The sequence below is a fragment of the Mesorhizobium sp. M7A.F.Ca.US.014.04.1.1 genome, from assembly GCF_003998745.1.
In the GTDB taxonomy this organism is placed as follows: Bacteria; Pseudomonadota; Alphaproteobacteria; order Rhizobiales; family Rhizobiaceae; genus Mesorhizobium; species Mesorhizobium ciceri.
This window is the reverse complement of record NZ_RZRW01000029.1, coordinates 959-20,534: the sequence shown is the minus strand read 5'-3', so window position 1 is coordinate 20,534 and position 19,576 is coordinate 959. Positions and strand designations below refer to the sequence as shown.

The following is a 19,576-nucleotide window of genomic DNA, read 5'->3' as shown; positions in this document are numbered from 1 at the left end:
CCGCCCTGGAATTCGAAATCCGCGTCTTCCTGGCCGACGTGATGAACGGCAACATCGCGCAGAACGACATCCGTTTTGCCGTCCTCGAAAAATTCAGCAGCGAACACATCGAGATCCCCTCGACGCCGCGCGCCGTGGTCGAGGCCCACAAGCCCAAGGCCTGGCCGACGGACGACGACAAGATCGAGGCCGACTTCGCCGAACAGGAGCAGATAAGGGCCGAAGCCGAGGCGGAGAAGAAGCGACTGGTCAAGTCTCGCAAAACCAAGAAGCCGGACCCGGACTAGGCTCGGACTCCGTCGACCTCAATCCTGCCCGGAATCGATTGCGGCATGAATGGGGCATTCAGTTGCGGTTCAGCTTCCATCTCATATAAGCTCCATGCAAAGGCGAAAATGCCTTGCCAAATGCAACAGAGGCGGTGGGAACACCGATATTGCACCATGTGGAAGTCTCTCGTCGCTGCAGTCGCCCTGGTCGCCGCCATCGGCTCGGTCCATGCCGCGAGCGCGGTCAACAAGGACGCCGAGACCCGCACGCTGGTCGTAACGGAGGGCGGCAGCAAGACCGACCTTGCGCTGGCCGGTGGCGAAACGGTTGAGTTCTGCCCGAACGGCTGCTTCGTCACCTTGCCCAATGGCGATCTCGAAGCCCTGACCGGTTCGGAAACGGTCGAGATCTCGGGCGGTGTCGCCCGCATCAAGTAATCTTGGCGTCACGATTGTAGAGGCCGGGCATTTGCCCGGCCTTTTATCGTTTCCGGTAGCGGTTGTTTAACAATGACACCGGAAATACCGCCATGGCAGCCGTCTGCAACCGTGCGTTTTAACGTTCGCTACGCCATCGCCCGCTATACCAGCCTCAAGACGCCGAAAAGCGGCGCGCAACTCTACGCGGGCAGGGCAGGACGGACATGGATGCGCGATCGGACAGGAACGCAATACCGCTTGCGGTCGATCTCGACGGCACGCTGATCGCAACCGACCTGTTGTGGGAAGGGCTGTTCATCCTTCTCAAGAAGAACCCGCTCTATATCTTCCTCGTACCGTTCTGGATCGCCGGCGGGCCGGCGCGGCTGAAGCAGGCGATCGCGCAGCGCATCGACATCGATCCGGCATCGCTGCCCTATCGCGAGGTGCTGCTTTGCCGCCTCCGGACCGAGCACGCCGAGGGCCGCAAGATCGTGCTGGCGACCGGTACGCCGCGCAAGTTCGCCGACGCCATCGCGGCCCATCTCGGCATTTTCGACCAGGTGCTGGCCACCGATGGTCTCGCCAATCTCACCTCGGGCAGGAAGCGCGCCTCGCTGATCGCAGCCTATGGCGATGGCGGTTTCGACTACGCCGGCAACAGCCGCCATGACCTCCAGGTCTTCGATGCCGCACGCAACGCGATCGTCGTCGCGCCCGACCGCCATGCCGCGCGCTGGCAGGCGGCACATGGCGCCGAGACGGTGTCGGCGCCGAAGCCCACTTTGCGGACCATCGTCAAGATGCTGCGCGTGCATCAGTGGCTGAAGAATTCGCTGATCGCAGTGCCGATGGTGCTCTCGCATGAATATTTCAACACCGACATGATCTGGGAATGCCTGCTGGCATTCGTCTCGTTCAGCGCGGTGGCATCGGCCATCTACATCCTCAATGATTTCTTCGACCTCGCGCTCGACCGCAAACACCTCACCAAGCGCAACAGGCCGTTCGCCAGCGGCGCGCTGTCGATCCCGTTCGGACTTGGGGCGATCGCGGTGCTTCTGGCGATCGGCATCGGCACCGGGCTGTTCCTGTCGCCCGAATTCATGGCTGTGCTCGGCGGCTACATGGTCGTCACCACCGCCTATTCGCTGTCGTTCAAGCGCATGCTGCTGGTCGATGTGCTGACGCTCGCCGGCCTCTACACGATCCGCGTCCTGGCCGGTGCGGCGGCGACCGGCGTCGACGTCTCGTTCTGGCTGCTGGCCTTCTCCATCTTCTTCTTCCTGTCGCTGGCGCTGGTGAAGCGCTTCGTCGAACTGCGCACCACCGCCATTCCGCCCGGCGAGCGCATTGCCGGTCGCGGCTATCGCACCGAAGACCAGGAGATCGTCGCCCAGGCCGGCATGGCCTCGGCCTTCTCCTCGGCGCTGGTGCTGGCGCTCTACATGGACAGTGTCGCGGTGCGGGAACTCTATCCGCATCCATGGCTGATCTGGCCGCTGGCGCCGATCGTGCTTTATCTTACCATGCGCGTCTGGATCCTGGCGCGCCGCAACGAGATGCATGACGATCCGGTCGTCTTCATCATCCGCGACTGGCGCAGCCAGATCGTGGTGCTGATCGGTGCGGTGATGCTGGTCATCGGGGGCTGGTAGGCATGGCCGCCGGACGTTTCCCAAGCTTTGGCCTTGCCACGCCGCCGGCGCCGCGCGCCATCGGTGCCGACGAGGCGATCGCGCTGCTGAAGGGCGGTCAGGCCAAGCCGGCGTCGCTGCTTGCCTATGGCAATGGCCGCTCCTACGGCGATTCCTGCCAGAACGGGGCCGGAGCGGTCGTCGATATGCGATCGCTGAACCGGATCCACGCCTTCAACGCCGAAACCGGTGTTCTCGAGGCGGAGGCCGGCGTGCTGTTGTCCGACATCATCGCCCACGCCGCCCCCTACGGCTTCTTCCCCGCCGTTGTGCCAGGCACGCAATTCGTCACGCTCGGCGGGGCCATCGCCAATGACGTGCATGGCAAGAACCATCACCGGCGCGGCACCTTCGGCTGCCATGTCGAGAGCTTCACGCTGCTCAGGTCCGACGGCAAGACCCACCGCTGCTCGGCGACAGACAATACGCGGCTGTTTGCGGCGACGATCGGCGGCATGGGGCTGACCGGCCTCATCCTGTCGGCCTCGATCCGGCTGATGCGGGTGCATTCCCTCGACATCGTCGAAAAGGCGACGCCGTTTCGTGATCTCTGCGAATTCTTCGACCTGGCCGAGGCGGCCGATCAGGCCAACGAATATGCGGTCGCCTGGATCGATCAGTTGGCCGGCGGCCGCAACAGCGGTCGTGGCCTGCTGCTGTCGGGCAATCACGCCGAGCACGGCTCGCATGCCGCCTCGCGCGTCGGCGGCAATTTCTCGGTACCGGTGCAGCCGCCGTTCAATGTGCTCAACCGGCCGTTCCTGACCGCCTTCAACGCTGCCTACAGGTGGAGGAAGAGCCGAGCAACGGTGCCGCGCCAGGCCGGATATCAGGGCTTCTTCTTTCCACTTGACGGCGTGCGCGACTGGAACCGGCTTTATGGGCCGAAAGGGCTCTTCCAGCACCAGAGCGTGGTGCCGGAAGAGACGGCGCGCGAGGCCGTGCCGGCATTGCTGGCGGCTGCAAGGCAAGCCGGGCAGGGCTCGTTCCTCACGGTGCTGAAACGCTTCGGCTCCATCCGCTCGCCGGCGCTGCTGTCGTTTCCGCGTCCCGGCTACACGCTGACACTGGATTTCCCCAACAGGGGCGCCACGACGCTGACACTGCTGCGGGAACTCGACCGCATCACGGTCGAGGCCGGCGGCGCGGTCAATCCGTACAAGGACGCCCGCATGGGGGCCGAAATCTTCGCTTCGTCCTTTCCCGAATGGCAGCGGCTGGAAGGGCTCCGCGACCACGCCTTCATGTCTGATTCCTGGGCGCGCACCGCGAAGAGACTGGATGCGCGACGAGGCGCGGTCGAAGCAGCCGAATAGATAAAATTCGAATAATTCTTGGTTAATTGATGATTAATAACGAGATTTACTCAAAATATTGTTGGGACTTCACCAAATGTTTGCGGGTTTGTAATAGGAAGCGCGAAGGGGTGGCTTGGAACACATGAAATACATCGTCTTCATTCTCTTTACCGTCATGACCAATGCCGCCGCGCAGCTGATGCTGAAGCAAGGCATGATGTCGCTCGGACCGATCTCGTTCGAGGGCGTCAATCCGCTCGTCAAGCTGCTGCAGATCGTCTTCAGCCCCTGGGTGTTCCTTGGCCTGTGTACCTTCGTCATCTCGATGGCCTCGCATCTCTATGTGCTGTCCAAGGTCGAGCTCTCCTTCGCCTACCCGTTCCTCAGCCTCGCCTATGTTGCCGTCGCCATCTTCGCTTATTTCGTCTTCCGCGAGGACCTCAATGGCTGGCGGATCGCCGGTATCGCCTTCATCTGCGTCGGCACGGTGCTGATCGCGCAAAGTGGGCGGGATTTGGGTGAGCAAGGGCATGAGGACCAGACCGCTTCCATCACGCCCGACAAGATCCAAGCAAACGAGATCGTTCGATGAGACATGTGATTTTCGGCGGCGACGGTTTCGTCGGCCGCCATCTTGCCCCGAAACTTGTGGCCGATGGTGAAGAGGTTGTCGTCGCCGACATCGTCAAGAGCGACCTGCCGCACTACCGCACCGTCCGCTTTATCCAATGCGACGTCACCGACCCGACCTCGGTCACCGCGGTTGGGCTCAGGGCCGACGACATGGTCTACAATTTGTCGGCCAAGATGCTATCGCCGATCCAGGTGCGCGCCAAGCGGCACGATTTCTTCTTCCCTGTGAATTTCCATGGCACCGAGCACATCATGCAGGCCATGGACGGAGCCGGTGCGTCAAAACTCGTCCACTACACGACCGACATGATCTACGGCCACACGGTCACGCAGCCGATGACCGAGGAGCACCCGGTGGCGCCGCTGGGCGAATATGGCTGGTCGAAGCAGAAGACAGAGGAGCTCGCCGCCGAATGGCGCAAGCGCGGCATGTCGATCTCGCTGTTTCGCCCGCGCCTGATCATCGGTCCCGGCCGGCTCGGCATTCTGGAAAAACTGTTCAAGCTGATCGACTGGAACCTTCCCGTGCCGATGATCGGTTCGGGCAGGAATCCTTATCAGTTCATCTCGGTGTTCGACTGCGCCGAGGCTGCGCGCGCGGCCTGGAAGGCCGGCGTGCCAAACGAGGCCTATAATCTCGGTTCGCTCAATCCGCCGCCGGTCAAGAAATTGCTCGGCGATCTGATCAGGCATGCCGGCTCGAAATCGATCCTGATCCCGACACCGGGCTGGGCGGTCAAGCGCACGCTGGACCTGCTTGACCTCTTGAACATGCCGATCATGGACCCGGAACAGTATCTGATCGCCGACGAGGATTGCGTGCTCGACGTGTCCAAGGCCGGGCGTCAGCTCGGCTGGGTGCCGCAATATCGCGACGAGGACATGCTGATCGCCGCCTACAGCGAGTACCGCGCAAAGAAAGCCGGTCACGCCGTCGCCACCAAACATGTGCCCGCCGAATAGCGGCTTGCAAAAACAGCTTTCGTTGCGCCCGATCCTGGTCGTGCGCGCAGACAGGAGATTGAAATGACCGTCATGGCCAAGCCCGAACAGACCAATTTGCGCACCATGGTCAGCGCGCCGGCGCTGTCGCCTGTCACCATCGCCAAGCCCGATTTGATCAGCGTCGAACAAGCCAAGGCGATGGATGTCGCCCGCATGACCGACCTGTTCAAGGCGCATCTCAACCCCGGCCAGTTCCACTTCATGAAGCTGCTCGGCTTCCACAAGATCAAGATCGAGCGTGCCGAAGGCATGTTCTACATCGACCAGAACGGCCGCAAGATCCTCGACTTCTTCGGCGGCTTCGGTTCGCTGGCCTTTGGCCACAATCATCCGCGCATCCTGGAAGCACGCAAGAAATTCCAGGAGGAGAAGCGCCAGGAAATCGCCATCGCCTTCATGTCGCAATATGCGGCAGCGCTTGCGCACAACATCGCCAAATGCTCGCCCGGCGATCTCGACATGGTATTTTTGGGTTCGTCCGGCTCGGAAGCGATGGAAGCGGCGGTGAAGCTCGCCGAGCGCGCGGCCGGTCCGAAGCGGCCGAAGATCGTCTATGCCGAGAATTCCTTCCACGGCAAGACCAAGGGCGTGCTGGGCATCACAGACGGCCAGCTTTACCGCGCCGACTTCAAGGTGGCGGAAAACACGGTCCGCATCCCGTTCGCCGACATCGAGGCGGTCGAGCGCCTGTTCCGCTCCGATCCGGAGGTCGGGGTCATCGTGCTCGAGACCATCCAGGGCGGTGGCGGCATCATTCAGGCGCCGGCCGAATATTGGCAGAAGCTGCGCGCGCTGTGCGATCAGTACGGCGTGCTGTGGGTCGCCGACGAAGTGCAGTGCGGCTACGGCCGTTCGGGCCGCTTCTACGCCTTCGAGCATTACGGCGTCATTCCCGATGTGACCGCGCTGGCCAAGTCGCTCGGCGCCGGCAAGGCGGCGGTGGGAGCCATGATCGCGCGGCGCGAGGTCTACATGAAGGCCTATGGCACGCCGAAAACGGCGATGATCCATGCCATGGCGACCTTCGGCGGCATGGGCGAGGCCTGCGTCACCGCGATCGAGGGGCTCAACGTGCTCTACGACGAGGGGCTGATCGACAATGCCGCCGTCACCGGCGACTATTTGCTGCAGCGCCTGCAGGCGCTCAGGGAAAAGTACCCGAAGATCATCAAGGATGTGCGCGGCAAGGGTTTTATGGTCGGCCTGGAGTTCCACGACTTCTCGCAGACCTTGCCGATGGTGCTGCGGCCGATCGTCAGCGTGCTCGACGACAAGCTGAAGGGCTCGCTGTCGGGCTTCGTCGGCGCGCTGCTGCTGCGCGATTACGACGTGCTGGTCGCCTTCACCGAGTACAACCGCAACGTCATCCGGCTGGAGCCGCCGCTGATCTGCCAGCGTGAGCATGTCGATCGTTTCGTCGATGCTTTCGACAGTCTGCTGTCGCGCGGCATCGTGTCGATCGTGAAGGATTTCGTCAAAAGCCAGGTCCGTTAAACCGAAACTCGCTGAGTAGACATGCTGACCAAGTCGCCCGCTCCACAGAACCCACTCGACCGGCTCACCGGGGCCGGTCTGGCGTGGGGCGTGGGGACTTATGCGCGGCTGGCGGCACCGATCGGCGCCGCGGCCTTCGCGCTCTACATTCTTTTTTCAGCGTTCACCGCGTGGGTGATGCCCGACGCCAATTGGGACATGCTGCCCTATCTCGCCATAGCGGAGGAAGGCACCTATCCCGATGCACAGGCGCTGCATGACTATGCCTACAACACTGTCAAATCGGGCGTGTCGGCCGGTGACTACAAGGCGCTGACCGACGATGGCGGCGGCTTCCGCAGCCACATGGCGGAGAATGCCGCCGACTTCCATTCATTGCTCGGCATGTACCGGATCAAGTTCCTCTATGCCGAGATCCTGTCGACGATGAGCGCGGTGATGTCGCCGGTCGAGGCGATGCGCCTGGTCTCAGTGTTCTCCGTGCTGCTGTTCGGCGCGATCGCCCTGATGTGGCTGCGCTCCGAGGGGGCACTGGCCTTGGCGCCGGTGGTCGGCGCGGTGCTGATCATGGCCGATTTCGGCGATGCGGCGCGCGCCTCAACGCCGGATCTGCTCACATCGGCGCTGTTGCTGGGCGGGCTTTATGCCTATGTCCGCGGCCGCGAGGTGGCGACGGCGATCCTGCTCTTCCTCGCCTTCATGGTGCGCCCGGACAACATTGTTTTCCTTGCTGTTTTTGCTGTGCTGCTGGTTGCGTTCCGGCAGAGGGCATGGGGCGCGCTGGCCGGCTTTGCCGCTTCCTTCGTTGCCTATTTCGCCATCTCGCACTGGGCGCATCATCCCGGCTGGTGGCCGCATCTGTGGTTCTCCAGCATCGAGCAGCATTACAATATGGACGGGTTCGAGCCGCCATTCTCCATCGTTGCCTATCTCAGGGCATTTGCCACCTCGCTGCTGCGTGCCGTCAGCCTGAACAGCTGGGTCGGCGTGTCGGTGCTGGCACTGGCCGGCTGGTTTGCTGCCGACCGCGCCGGCTTCCGCCTCGACCGCCGCGCCGGCATCCTGTTCGCGGCACTGGTGCTCGGCGCGCTGGCGAAGTTCACCGTCTTCCCGATCCACGACACGCGCATCTATTTCCCGCATCTGATCCCGCCATTCCTGCTGCTGGCGACGCCGTTCATGGCGTTGTGGGCGGCCGTGGCTCGCGGCCAGAATCGCGCTGCCATGCAAATCATTCCCGGAGACAAGTCATGAGTTCGCTATCCAGCCTGGCGCGCGTTGCCCTGTCGCTCGGTCTTCCCAGTGGCGTTCTCGATCGCGGGCCGTCGCTGCGCGGCACGAAATTCCTGGCCAAGGCAGCGCTGAAGGCGCGGTTTGGTGGGGCGGGGCGGCCGTTCCAGATGGTCAATGTCGGCGCCTGCGACGGCGCGCTCTTCGACGATGTGACGCCGTGGCTGCACAGGATTCCCGGTGCACGCGCGATGCTGGTCGAGCCGATCCCCTACAATCAGAAACGGCTGCGCGCCAACTACCCCGACATCAGCCGCTTCATCATCGAGCCGGTGGCGGTGACGAAGACAAAGGGCACGATCACCGTCCACACTTTCGATGCCGCCGCGCTCGAGGCCGGCACGCTGCCCATCGAATTCATCGGCTGTTCGTCGGTCACCGACACCAATCTGATGTCGGGCAAGAATGCCTGGGGCGAGGCCGACGCCAACTTCAACAAGTTCGCGCCGCATCTCAGGGACATCGAGGTGCCATCCGAGACCTTGCTGACGCTGCTCGACCGCAACGGCATCACCCATATCGACGCCTTCCTCGTCGATTGCGAGGGCGCCGACTGGATCGTCTTCGAACAACTCGACCTCAAGCGCTACCGTCCCGGCATGATCAAGGTCGAGGTCGGCGCGCTGCCGGCCGCCGAGATCGGCCAGGTCGTGGTCAAGCTGAAGACATCAGGCTATCAGGTCGGTTTCCAGGCCGAGGACATCTGGGCCTTCGTGTGAAGGAAGATAGAGCAGACGACCCCCTCCATTGCTACAAAGACGTGGCCTAGTCCTCTCTGAACGCACGACTGATCTGATCGGAAAGCGGCTTCACGAAATATGAAAACGCAGACCGTTCGTGGGTCTTGATAAAGGCCTCAACGGGCATTCCCGGAAGAACAATGAGTCCGTCTAGCCGCGCCAGTTCTTCGGGCGCTACCACGAAGCGCACCTGATAGTAGGAAGATCCTGAGCGCTCGTTAGTCGTCAGGTCAGCTGCAATACGGACAACCGTCCCATTGAGTTCTGGCGTGGTACGCTGATTGAATGCCGAGAGGCGTAGCACTGCCTTCTGCCCAAGCTCAATCTGGTCGATGTCGCGCGGTGCGATCTGGGCATCCAGCGCGAGCCCGCCGCTATCGGGAACGATCGACATAATCACATCCCCTGGCGAAATGACGCCGCCGACAGTGTGAAATGCCAGTTGGTGCACGATGCCAGCCTGTGGAGCGATGATGTCGATTCGCTTGAGTTGATCCTCGGCCGCGATCTTTCGCTCGATATATTCTCCGATCTGACCTTGCACTTCACGAAGTTCGGCGCTCACTTCAGTTTTCAGGTCGGAGTCGATCTGCAGGATCTGCAGTCTAGCTTCCGATATTCGGCCTGCTGCTTGAGCCTGGCCGGCCATCGCCTCGCCTCGATCACCGCCGAGGGTCGCCGCCTCTCGCTCCAGGTCGTTCAATCGCAACACAGAAACAATGCCCTTTGCCCGGAGCACTTGAAGCGAGGCGATCTCGGCATCAAGCACAGAGAGCCCACGATCAAAGGCTGTTTCGCGAGACTTCAGGCCATCGATCTCATGCGCGAACTGCTTAATTCTTTCGCGCAACTGGGACTTCTTCCCCGCTCGGTCTTCCTTCCTGAACTCAAACAGTCGACGCTCACTCTGAACGGCTGCGGCGATATCGGTGTTGTCAAGCCGGGAAAGTAAAGTTCCTGGAAACGCAATCTGGTCTTCGTCGTCGCGCTCGGCCTCAAGTCTAGCGAGCCGTGCAGTCAATTCGTCCAGCCTCTTGGTGACGATTCCAAGGTTTGCCCGCGCTTGCGTTGCATCGAGGCGCACAAGTACATCTCCGGCAGCAATCTTCTGCCCCTCCTTGATGAGAATCTCGCTGATAACGCCTCCAGTCAAATGTTGGATTTTCTTGACATAGCTATCGACGACAAAGGTGCCGGAAGCCACGACTGCACCAGAGAGATTGGTTGCGGCCGCCCACCCGCCTATGCCTCCCACCAAGAAAAGGCAGGAAGTGCCGCCAATGAAGAGGTGCCGCCGGATAGATCTTGAAACCAATTCGGCCTCAACGTTTGGCATCGGATCCCTCCATCAAGATTTCAGCGACCTCCGGCTTTGACTCGTTCGGATCTGCGACCATCTTGAAGGGCGCGAGCATCCTGGCCGATACAGAAAAGCCCGGATATCCAGCCATGGTAGGATTCGGAGAAGGGACCTTTGATATTTTCGAAAGAACTTCGTCGCGTGGTCCGAAGGCTTTGACCCGACCGGCCTCCATCATGAGAACGAAATCGACTGCAGCTAGCGCGCTCGGTCGATGCGCTATAACTATTGCGATCCCCTTGCGTTCCCTCACGGCCGCGATTGCCTTCACAACAGCAGCTTCGCCATCGGCGTCAAGATTCGCATTGGGTTCATCGAGCACGACGAGGAACGGATCGGCGTAGAGTGCCCTGGCAAGGCCGATCCGCTGGCGTTGCCCTGCCGAAAGGGATGATCCGGCTTCTCCAATGCGGGCTTCATATCCTTTATCAAACTGCAGGATAAGCTCATGAACGCCAGCCGCCATCGCGGCTGATACAATTGTCTCCGGCTTCGCGTCGGATTCGAAGCGGGCGATGTTCTCTGCGATCGTGCCATCGAAAAGTTCGCCCCCCTGTGGCAGGTAGCCGATGTGGCGACCGATTGCCTCCTGATCCCACTGGTCGAGTGACGCGTCGTCAATACGCACTTTGCCGCTCGCCGGGGTCCAGGCGCCAACGAGAGCGCGGGCAAGCGTCGACTTCCCCGCACCGCTAGGGCCAATAATGCCGAGCGCGCTCCCCGCGCGCATGACGAAGTTTGCTGCGAAGACCGTCGGCTTCGTCTCACCAGGGGGAACGACGGTGATGCCTGCGGCACGCAGTTCGCATTGCGGTTTGGGCAGGGCCAAGACAGTTGTCTCTTCAGGCATCATCAGCAGCAAATCCCTGAGGCGGATCCAACTCTGTCTCGCCATCAGGAACACTTTCCAACTTCCGATTGCCAATTCGACGGGCGCTAGTGCGCGGCCCATTATGATGGAACTGGCAATCATCACCCCCGGTGTGACCTGCTGCTCGATAGCGAGCCATGCACCCACTGCCAGGATTGCGGACTGGAGAACCAAACGAAGTGTTTTTGCAACGCCCCCTAGGCCGCTAACAACATCGCTGGCCCTGCGATTTGCCGCAAGGTAGTCCGAATTTGCAAGGCGCCAGCGCGCGGTCATGCGATTGCTAAGCCCCATCGCACGTATAGCTTCGGCATTGCGACGGGACGCGTCCAGCAAGGCATTGCGCACCGTGTTATGCCGGAGTGCCTCTCGAGTTGGGTTGCGGGAAGACGCATCGGTAATAACGGTAAGCGAGACCAACAAGATCGCGCCGACCATTGCTGTCATACCAAGCCAGAAATGAAGTAGAAAACACAGGCCGAGATAAAAGGGCATCCAAGGTAAATCGAAAAACGCGGTCGGACCGGGTCCGGAGAGAAAATTGCGTACATTGTCGAGATCGCGCAGCGGCTGCAATCCGTCGCTGGGCATGCGAGTTTCGAGTGGAAGGCGGACGACTGCGTCGTGAACGCGCCCGGAAAGCTGGTGATCGAACCGCTCACCGACGCGTAGAAGAACGCGGGCACGAATGATGTCAAGGCCGCATTGAAAGGCATATAGGCCGAACGCAAGCATCCCGAGGCCGACCAGTGTTGGGACGCTGTGGCTGGCAAGCACACGGTCATAAACCTGCAACATGAACAAGGGGGCAGTTAGCGCCAATACGTTTATGACGCCGCTTATCACCGCTGTTGCGAGGATTACCGCCTTGTTCGCCGCAACAAGTGACCTTTCAAATCCCCCAGAACCTATCTTCTCGGGGGATCGGGTCATGGAGATCTCGTTCCACCTACTTCAGCACAAAATCCTATGCATAGCTCAAGCATATTGCTTGTTACTGCCACTGATCCAGACCGAGGTGACTCACCCAAGACATACTTCAAGCGGCAACAAGCCATGCTGGGTCGAATCCCATATCAAACACGGTGTTCATTGCCACGCTGTGCGCGTTGTCATTTTCGTCCAAATAAGCCAACGAGAATGAATTAAAAACCTGCGATCTGCCGAAGTACCCGTTAATAACATGCGCCGACCCTGTCCATTCTGAAGACATACCAAAGTCTACCGTGTAGTCTCCATAAAGCACATCGGTACTGATGTAGTAGGCCTTGTTGGAGCTAAATGAATATGTACCAATTTCGATTGAAGTGGCTCCGTCATTGCCGCTGAGGGTATATTTTACATCCCACCAGTTCGTAACATAGTCTATCTCATACCATTGCTCACTTGCATGTATCGTTGTTGTACGCTGCGCGACCAATGTCTTCTCTAGATCCAGATCGGTGAGGCTTAATCCAGACAATAGGAAATTATTCAAGGGAGCAGAATAGTCTGAAGCGGGATCTGATGGCCAATACTTCTCTAGATTTCCAACAGCGACGTCATGCCCGCCATCGGGCGTCATGACATAGCCGACAAAAAAGTGACTCGAATCCTGGAACTCGATCGTGTCGTTCCCGCTGCCCGTATCAATCATGACCGGCAGGATTATACCCCAGCTGTTGTCTGCAACACCCGAGACTATGATGTGGTCATTTCCAGCGCCAGAAAAGACAAATCCCTGATCCGGATTGACCAAGGTTATCTCGTTGTCCTTTTCATTCCCAACAAGAATAAACTGAGAGGTGCTGTTCAAGGTGAAGCTGGTAACGTCACCCTGCAGGACAACCAGATTTCCATCCTTGTTCGCCGATGTTGCCGCATTTCCGGCTATGAAGGTGGCGCCGTTGATATTGACGATGTTATGCGGGTCGAGCCCCCAATAGTAAGGGTTCGACAGTTTGTAGGAATCCGATTGCATCCACTCGGAATTGTACCCTGCAAGAGTCAACTCGTTTGCGGTGCCGATGGTCTGGTTGATCACGTGATCGAACTCAGTCCCATGGGGAGTTGTGGGGAGATCGCTCCGGTCGAACGATATCTCCTTGTAGTCAGTGCTGGCATGCAGGATATTTGAGGTTCCTGAAACCGCCTCCTCAATCAGGAGACCATGAATGAACCTGCCAAGGAAACCAGACGCATCGGTGTCGTTAGCTGGGGCATACGGTTTTTGCTCGAACAGATATGACTGCTTGCTATCCAAGAATCCCGTATGGGTAGCGGCCCACTGGAGCAAGCTTTTGGCGAGAACATCGTCCCCGATAATAAATTTCATCTGAGATAGATTAAACACAAATGGATCCATATCCTGGAACCATTGGAGCGCATAGTTTTTCGCCGTAGCATCGCCGACTGTCAGCGGAATATTCATTCTAAAGTAGGATAGATACTGAGACAGATCCGCACTCGACGTGACCAGCCAGAAATCATAGTCGTTGAGAGCTCGAACCTCGTAGTAGGGTGTCCACCCTTCCGCCGCGCCTGAGAGCTCGGGGAAAACAGTTTGGTATGCTGCATCATGATAGTCGGAAATTTGCCGCCCCGTAAGGTTCCAATCAGTTTGTGTTGACCGAAGAGCGTAGTCACGCGTAGCGAGTTCCAGCATGAGCGCATCGCGACGTTGGTCAAAGAGTCCTGACGCGAAATCGCCATCTATTTTGTTCTTGGCATAGTTGTTAGCAACAATTCCGATTAACGAGTCGGCGTTCACGACACCATGTGCCATGCTTCCATAGTAGATGCCAGCGGCGGAAAGCGCATCGTAGTAATGAGACGCGTCACCCGTCGAGATGGTAAGCGCATATGCAGAGTTAATATCGTTTATCTGCTGTGAAGTTGGCATGATACGCTCCTATTTTTCAGAAAATGAATCAATCAGCGCCGAAAGACGTTTGTGAAACCTAGAGACGTCCTCTCGAAGATATTTACGAGGCGCCATGATCATCCAGCGCAATCCAGCCCTATCAAAGCTCATCATGCACGATGATACAGAAGAATATCCAGTGCACATAATGTACATAGGATCCGGCGCGGAAATATAGTAGATATTGTGAGAGAGATACCCCTTAGCATTATCCTTTACGCGAAACGAGGCGAATTTAATACCAGCATCGAGGTCATTTATAATTGGAAGCAGGAGGTTTTGCGGAATATGAATTTTTAGTGGGCCGCCTGGAACGGAGGCCGCCACTCCGAGTGCGTCCGAAAGCGGCAGCAGATCCTCCTCCCCCCGGATCTGGGGGTTTGGCCCGCGGCCAGCTTTCAGTTCAGGATAGCTCAGTCGTAGCGCGACTTGCTTGATATCCATGGTTGCCTTCGGATTTCGTTCCCGAAATAGATCTGAGGGGACATAGAGCGTTCCCTGCGAGTATGTCACGGCAACGCGATCGATCGACGAAGAGGTGAGCCAGAGAAAACGTTCGTCTCCAGTGTCGAGTGATGCGGATTGCGAGTGCCCGCAGGTGACCAAAGCCAAGAGGAGCGCAATTGAAAATCGACCTTTGAGCACGCGTTTTCCCGCCCAGCATGCGCTCTAATTCGTTAAGTTATTAGTATGCCATATCTCATAACGATTGCAACAATTAATATACTTACAGATTTATCTTTCATCGAAGTATATAAGTAAGATCTTTTATAATAATGCTGATCTCGATGCGTAGCTATCAGGTCGGTTTCCAGGCCGAGGACATCTGGGCCTTCGCCTGAGTTAGCCTACCGGAAAGCGAACCGCCCCAGGCGCCCGGTGTGAAGCATTCTGCCGTCTGGTCGCTCGGCTTTTTGCCAATGTCGCAAACAGGCTTCAATCGTGCTGCTGCTCCGCCCTATAGTCCGCCCGCTTTATCACTTTGGAGTCGCGGGCAATGGCAGAGTTTCCGAAAAAGGCGAGGGTCGTCATCGTCGGCCTGGGCGGTATTGTCGGCGCATCGATCGCCCATCACCTGATCGAACGCGGCTGGGATGACATTGTCGGCATCGACAAATCAGGTATCCCGACCGATATCGGCTCGACGGCGCACGCCTCCGACTTCTGCTACACCACCAGCCACGATTTCCTGTCGTGCTGGACGACGCTCTACTCCATCGATTTCTACGAGAAGATGGGTCATTACGCGCGTATCGGCGGCCTCGAGGTCGCGCGTGTCGGCGACGACAGCCGAATGGAAGAAATCAAGCGCAAGATCGCCTCGGCCAAGGCGTTTGGCACGCGCGCGCGCCTGATCGAGCCGGCCGAGATCAAGGAAAAATTTCCGCTCATCGAAGAAGCGATTGTTCAAGGTGGTCTTTGGGATCCCGATGCCGGTCTGGTCATCCCGCGTTCGCAGACGGTCGCCGGCAAGCTGGTCGACCAGGCGGAAGCGTCGGGCAAGCTCAAATCCTTCGCCAACACATCGGCCCGGTCGCTGGTCGTCAAGGACGGCCGCATATCAGGCGTGGTAACGGACCGCGGCACCATCGAGGCCGACTATGTCGTCGTCTGCGCCGGGATTTGGGGCCGGCTGATAGCGGAAATGGTCGGCGAAGACCTGCCGGTCATGCCGATCGACCATCCGCTGACCTTCTTCGGCCCCTACAACGAGTTCGCCGGCACCGGCAAGGAGATCGGCTGGCCGCTGCTGCGCGACCAGGGCAACTCGGCCTATATGCGCGACACCGGTGATCCCAAGACCGCCGAGGGCGGGCAGATCGAATGGGGTTATTACGAAGAGACCAATCCGCGCCTTTGCCACCCGCGCGACCTGCTGGAGAAGGACCAGGCGCGGCTTTCGCCGTCGCAACGCGATCTCGACATGGAACAGATCCTGGCGCCGCTCGAACGCGCCATGGAACTGACGCCGATCCTCGGCGAACTCGGCTATAATGAGAGCCATTCGTTCAATGGACTTCTCCAGGTAACCGCGGACGGCGGCCCGTCGATGGGCGAAAGCCAGAAGGTGCGGGGTCTGTGGTATGCCGTTGCCATCTGGGTCAAGGATGGTCCCGGCATGGGCAAGCTGATCGCCGACTGGATGACCGACGGCCGCACCGCAATCGATCACCATGCCATCGACTATGCACGGTTCTATCCGCACCAGACCAAGGAGCAGTTCATCTGGGACCGCTGCACCGAGACGGCGATGAAGGTCTACAATCCGGCGGTGCATCCGCGCGAGCCGTTCTCCAAGGCCCGCAATATCCGGCGCTCGCCGTTCTGGGAACGCGAGAAGGAACTCGGCGGCTATTTCATGGAACTCGGCGGCTGGGAGCGCGCCCACGGCTATGCCGCCAACGAGCATCTCCTGGAGAAATACGGCAACCGGGTGCCGGTGCGTGAGAACGAATGGGACAACCGCCATTTCTGGCGCGTCTCCAATGCCGAACATCTCGCCATGAGCGAGGATTGCGGCATCGTCAACCTGTCGCATTTCGCCATGTACGACATCGAAGGTCCAGACCATGTCGCGCTGCTGGAATGGTTGTGCGCAGCCAAGATTGGCGGCGACAACAACATCGGCAAGGGCATCTACACCCACTTCCTCGACGAGGAAGGCATGGTGCGGGCCGACTTTACCGTTATTCGCATGGCCGACCGCTGTCGTTTGATCGACGGCGCGGATGCTGGCCCGCGCGATTTCCAGTACATGCGCCGCACGGCACAGGACAAAGGTTTCGACGTCACCATCACCGACGTGACCGAGAAGTTCGTCACCATCGGCATCTGGGGACCGAACGCCCGGGCGACCTTGCAGAAGGTGGTCGAAAACCCGGACGGGCTCTCTGTTGAGAACTTCCCATTCGCGGCGATCAAGCCGGTCCGGATCGGCGGCAAGGACGTCACCGCTTTCCGCATCTCCTATGTCGGCGAGCAGGGCTGGGAACTGCATATGCGCTACGAGGACGGTCTCGCTGTGTGGGACGCGCTGCGCTCGACCGGCGTGATGCCTTTCGGCGTGGAGACCTATGCCAACACGCGCCGCATGGAAAAGAGCCTGCGCCTGCAGAACGCCGACCTTCTGACCGAGTACAATCTGCTCGAAGCGGATCTCGCTCGTCCAAAGGTCAAGGAGAACGATTTCTGCGGCAAGGCGAAGCACGTCGAATACCGCGCCCGCGAGCACCAGCCGGCCATGCTGTGCACGCTGGTGATGACCGAGAATGTCGATTCCAAAGGCGTTGCCCGCTATCCCGTCGGCACCATGCCGGTGATGGATCCGAAGACCGGCGAGACGCTGGTCGACGAACTCGGCCGGCGGTCCTTCACCACCTCGATGGCCTATGGCCCGACCATCGGCAAGAATATCGGTCTTGCCTATCTGCCGTGGGCGTACGCCCAGGAAGGCCGCAAGCTCACGATCGAGTATTTCGGTGAGACATATCCGGTCGAAGTGGCGGCTGTCGGCTACAAGCCGCTCTACGATCCGGAGAATTTGAAGCCGCGCAGCTGATTGCTAGCCGGCGCAAAGGGCATGAAGGCAAAAGCCTGGCCATCGGCCGGGCTTTTCTCTTTTTAAGCCGACGGTTTTCGCTTACCTTCGCGGCATGTCTGCTTTTGCCTGCGCAAGACATTTCCTTTCAGGCTGCGCCGCGTTCGCACTGACGCTCTGGTTGACGCCCGCGGCCCAAGCTGACGAGCCCGTCGATGTCGAGCTGGTGCTGGCCGTCGATGTCTCGCTGTCGATGTCTCCGGACGAACTCGAGATCCAGCGTCACGGCTACGCCGCGGCACTGACGCACGACAATGTGCTGCAGGCCATTGCCGATGGCGCTTATGGCAAGATCGCCGTCACCTATGTCGAATGGGCCGGCACCAACTGGCAGCGCGTCATCGTGCCGTGGACGGTGATCGCCAGCCGCACCGACGCCGAGCGGGTGGTTGCGCAACTATCCGCTCAGCCGCCCAACAGCGCGCGGCGCACCTCGATCTCCGGAGCGCTGGAGTTCGGCAATGACCTGTTCGCCGAAAGCGGCTACCAGGGCACGAAGCGGGTCATCGACATTTCGGGCGATGGCCCCAACAATCAAGGCGCGCCGGTCAACCTGACCCGCGACGATCTGATCAAGCAAGGCATCGTCATCAACGGCCTGCCGCTGATGACGCGAGGCGGTTTTTCCGGCGCCTACGAAGTCAGCAATCTCGATCGCTACTACAGCGACTGCGTCATCGGCGGACCCGGAGCCTTCATGATTCCGGTCAATGACTGGACGCAGTTTCCCGAAGCCATCCGTCGCAAGCTGGTGCTGGAACTCGCCGGCCCGGCCTCGCCGCAATGGGCGGCAGAAGAAGCCACGCATCCGCCGGTGGTATTGGCGCAGGACAAGCCCGCCACCGACTGCCTGGTCGGCGAGAAAATGTGGCGCAACCGCAGCTGGATGTTTGACAGCCGCTAGGCGACCGAAGCATTGGCAAATTGGCCGGACCGCGCTATCCAGTCGGAGGGGCCGCGGCAAAAACCGAGGAAACATCAGATGAAACGTCTAGCCATCCTGACTGCTGTCGCGTCCGTACTTTTTGCCGACGCCGCCAGCGCCCAATACAATGATGAGCCCGCCTGCATGATGTTCGAGCACGCGAATTTTCGCGGTCGGTCCATCGGTATGGGCCCCGACGATTCCGTGAACTTTCGCGGCGGCCAGTTCTGGAACGACCGTGTGTCGTCGGTGATTGTGCGCCGGGGTTGCACACTCATTGCCTATGAGGACTCCCGGATGGGTGGCCGCTCGATCGAGATCCGGCGCCGGATCCGCGATTTCGGCGGCAGCGACTGGAATGACCGTATATCGTCGGCGGAGTGCACCTGCGACGATTATTGAGGCCATTTTGGATTAGCCACGATGGATTTCTGGCGGTGGTAGCCATTGGCCGACAGCAGAGCCGGGCCTGCCGGTTGCCTCACCAAGCTGTTCATTGACAAGCCGATTGGCGTCTGTGAGACAATTCCCCAGCAAAAACAAAAGGGGAACCGACATGAACAGGATCGCCGTTCTTACCGCAACTCTGACACTTGCCGCCGGCCTGTCGGCACCGGCGATGGCTGCCACCTCGGTCACTATCGGCATCAGCGGCTGGACAGGCTTCGCGCCGCTGACGCTTGCGAAGCAGGCGGGCATCTTCGAGAAACACGGACTCGACGTGACCCTGAAAAAGGTGCCGCAAGCGAGCCGGCCGCTCGCCATCGCCAGCGGCGACCTGCAATGCGCGGCCACCACGGTGGAGACCTGGCTGGTGTGGAACGCCAGCGGCGTCACCACCAAGCAGATCTTCCAGCTCGACAAATCCTACGGCGCCGACGGCATCGTCGCCCGCAACAACATCAAGACCGTCGCCGATCTCAAGGGCAAGAACGTCGCGTCATCGGCGCCGGGCACGTCGCCCTATTTCATGCTCGCCTGGGTGCTGAACAAGAACGGCATGTCGACGAAGGACGTCACCGTCGTCAATCTGGAGCCTGATGCGGCGGCGCAAGCTTTCCTCGCCGGGCAGAA

The 19,576-nt window shown here is 59.7% G+C and carries 15 protein-coding genes and 2 pseudogenes; 13 read left to right on the top strand and 4 right to left on the bottom strand.

Annotation, left to right across the window (positions count from 1 at the left end; translation table 11 throughout):
• From EOA22_RS03785 to EOA22_RS03745, 9 genes and pseudogenes are all read left to right on the top strand, one after another.
• Positions 1–287: pseudogene (locus EOA22_RS03785) on the top strand (mechanosensitive ion channel family protein); the annotation flags it as partial.
• A 156-nt stretch (positions 288–443) separates the two neighbouring features.
• Positions 444–707 (top strand): hypothetical protein, encoded by a 264-nt coding sequence (locus EOA22_RS03780; RefSeq protein WP_023812335.1) that lies wholly within the window; start codon positions 444–446, stop codon positions 705–707.
• Between the two features lie 206 nt (positions 708–913).
• Positions 914–2,347 (top strand): UbiA family prenyltransferase, encoded by a 1,434-nt coding sequence (locus EOA22_RS03775; RefSeq protein ID WP_063168220.1) that lies wholly within the window; start codon positions 914–916, stop codon positions 2,345–2,347.
• Positions 2,348–2,349: 2 nt separating this feature from the next.
• Positions 2,350–3,702 carry an FAD-binding oxidoreductase gene (locus EOA22_RS03770; protein ID WP_063168219.1) on the top strand — a complete coding sequence of 451 codons (1,353 nt, stop codon included), beginning with the start codon at positions 2,350–2,352 and terminating at the stop codon, positions 3,700–3,702.
• Between the two features lie 124 nt (positions 3,703–3,826).
• Positions 3,827–4,276, top strand: a complete 450-nt coding sequence (locus EOA22_RS03765) for an EamA family transporter (protein WP_063168218.1) — start codon at positions 3,827–3,829, stop codon at positions 4,274–4,276.
• Entirely contained in the window at positions 4,273–5,280 is a 1,008-nt protein-coding gene (locus EOA22_RS03760; protein WP_063168217.1) for an NAD(P)-dependent oxidoreductase, read from the top strand. Before EOA22_RS03765 ends, EOA22_RS03760 begins: the two co-directional genes overlap by 4 nt.
• Positions 5,281–5,385: 105 nt before the next feature.
• Positions 5,386–6,816 (top strand): aspartate aminotransferase family protein, encoded by a 1,431-nt coding sequence (locus EOA22_RS03755; RefSeq protein ID WP_244514351.1) that lies wholly within the window; start codon positions 5,386–5,388, stop codon positions 6,814–6,816.
• Between the two features lie 21 nt (positions 6,817–6,837).
• Positions 6,838–8,070 (top strand): glycosyltransferase 87 family protein, encoded by a 1,233-nt coding sequence (locus tag EOA22_RS03750; RefSeq protein ID WP_063168215.1) that lies wholly within the window; start codon positions 6,838–6,840, stop codon positions 8,068–8,070.
• The gene (locus tag EOA22_RS03745) at positions 8,067–8,825 is read left to right on the top strand and encodes an FkbM family methyltransferase (protein ID WP_063168214.1); all 759 of its coding nucleotides are present in this window, start codon (positions 8,067–8,069) and stop codon (positions 8,823–8,825) included. Before EOA22_RS03750 ends, EOA22_RS03745 begins: the two co-directional genes overlap by 4 nt.
• A 46-nt stretch (positions 8,826–8,871) precedes the next feature.
• Here the strand turns inward: EOA22_RS03745 and EOA22_RS03740 are convergent, their stop codons facing one another.
• The 4 genes from EOA22_RS03740 to EOA22_RS03725 all read right to left on the bottom strand — a co-directional run bounded on the left by EOA22_RS03740 (position 8,872) and on the right by EOA22_RS03725 (position 14,423).
• Positions 8,872–10,182, bottom strand: coding sequence for an HlyD family type I secretion periplasmic adaptor subunit (locus EOA22_RS03740; RefSeq protein ID WP_063168213.1), 1,311 nt, complete (start codon positions 10,180–10,182; stop codon positions 8,872–8,874).
• A complete protein-coding gene (locus EOA22_RS03735; protein ID WP_063168212.1) occupies positions 10,169–12,010 on the bottom strand; it encodes a type I secretion system permease/ATPase in 1,842 nt (613 codons plus the stop codon). The genes EOA22_RS03740 and EOA22_RS03735 overlap by 14 nt, the downstream gene beginning before the upstream one ends.
• 106 nt (positions 12,011–12,116) lie before the next feature.
• Positions 12,117–13,958: a hypothetical protein gene (locus tag EOA22_RS03730; protein WP_063168211.1), complete on the bottom strand. Its 1,842-nt coding sequence runs from the start codon at positions 13,956–13,958 to the stop codon at positions 12,117–12,119.
• Positions 13,959–13,967: 9 nt separating this feature from the next.
• Positions 13,968–14,423 carry a hypothetical protein gene (locus tag EOA22_RS03725; protein ID WP_127224123.1) on the bottom strand — a complete coding sequence of 152 codons (456 nt, stop codon included), beginning with the start codon at positions 14,421–14,423 and terminating at the stop codon, positions 13,968–13,970.
• A gap of 553 nt (positions 14,424–14,976) precedes the next feature.
• Between EOA22_RS03725 and EOA22_RS03720 the strand changes: the two genes are divergently transcribed.
• The 4 genes and pseudogenes from EOA22_RS03720 to EOA22_RS38615 all read left to right on the top strand — a co-directional run.
• Positions 14,977–17,538 carry an FAD-dependent oxidoreductase gene (locus EOA22_RS03720; protein ID WP_063168209.1) on the top strand — a complete coding sequence of 854 codons (2,562 nt, stop codon included), beginning with the start codon at positions 14,977–14,979 and terminating at the stop codon, positions 17,536–17,538.
• A 94-nt stretch (positions 17,539–17,632) separates the two neighbouring features.
• Complete coding sequence (locus EOA22_RS03715) at positions 17,633–18,481, top strand: DUF1194 domain-containing protein (RefSeq protein WP_063168208.1); 849 nt, start codon at positions 17,633–17,635, stop codon at positions 18,479–18,481.
• Between the two features lie 78 nt (positions 18,482–18,559).
• Positions 18,560–18,904, top strand: a complete 345-nt coding sequence (locus EOA22_RS03710) for a peptidase inhibitor family I36 protein (RefSeq protein WP_024501320.1) — start codon at positions 18,560–18,562, stop codon at positions 18,902–18,904.
• A gap of 154 nt (positions 18,905–19,058) precedes the next feature.
• Positions 19,059–19,576: pseudogene (locus tag EOA22_RS38615) on the top strand (ABC transporter substrate-binding protein); the annotation flags it as partial.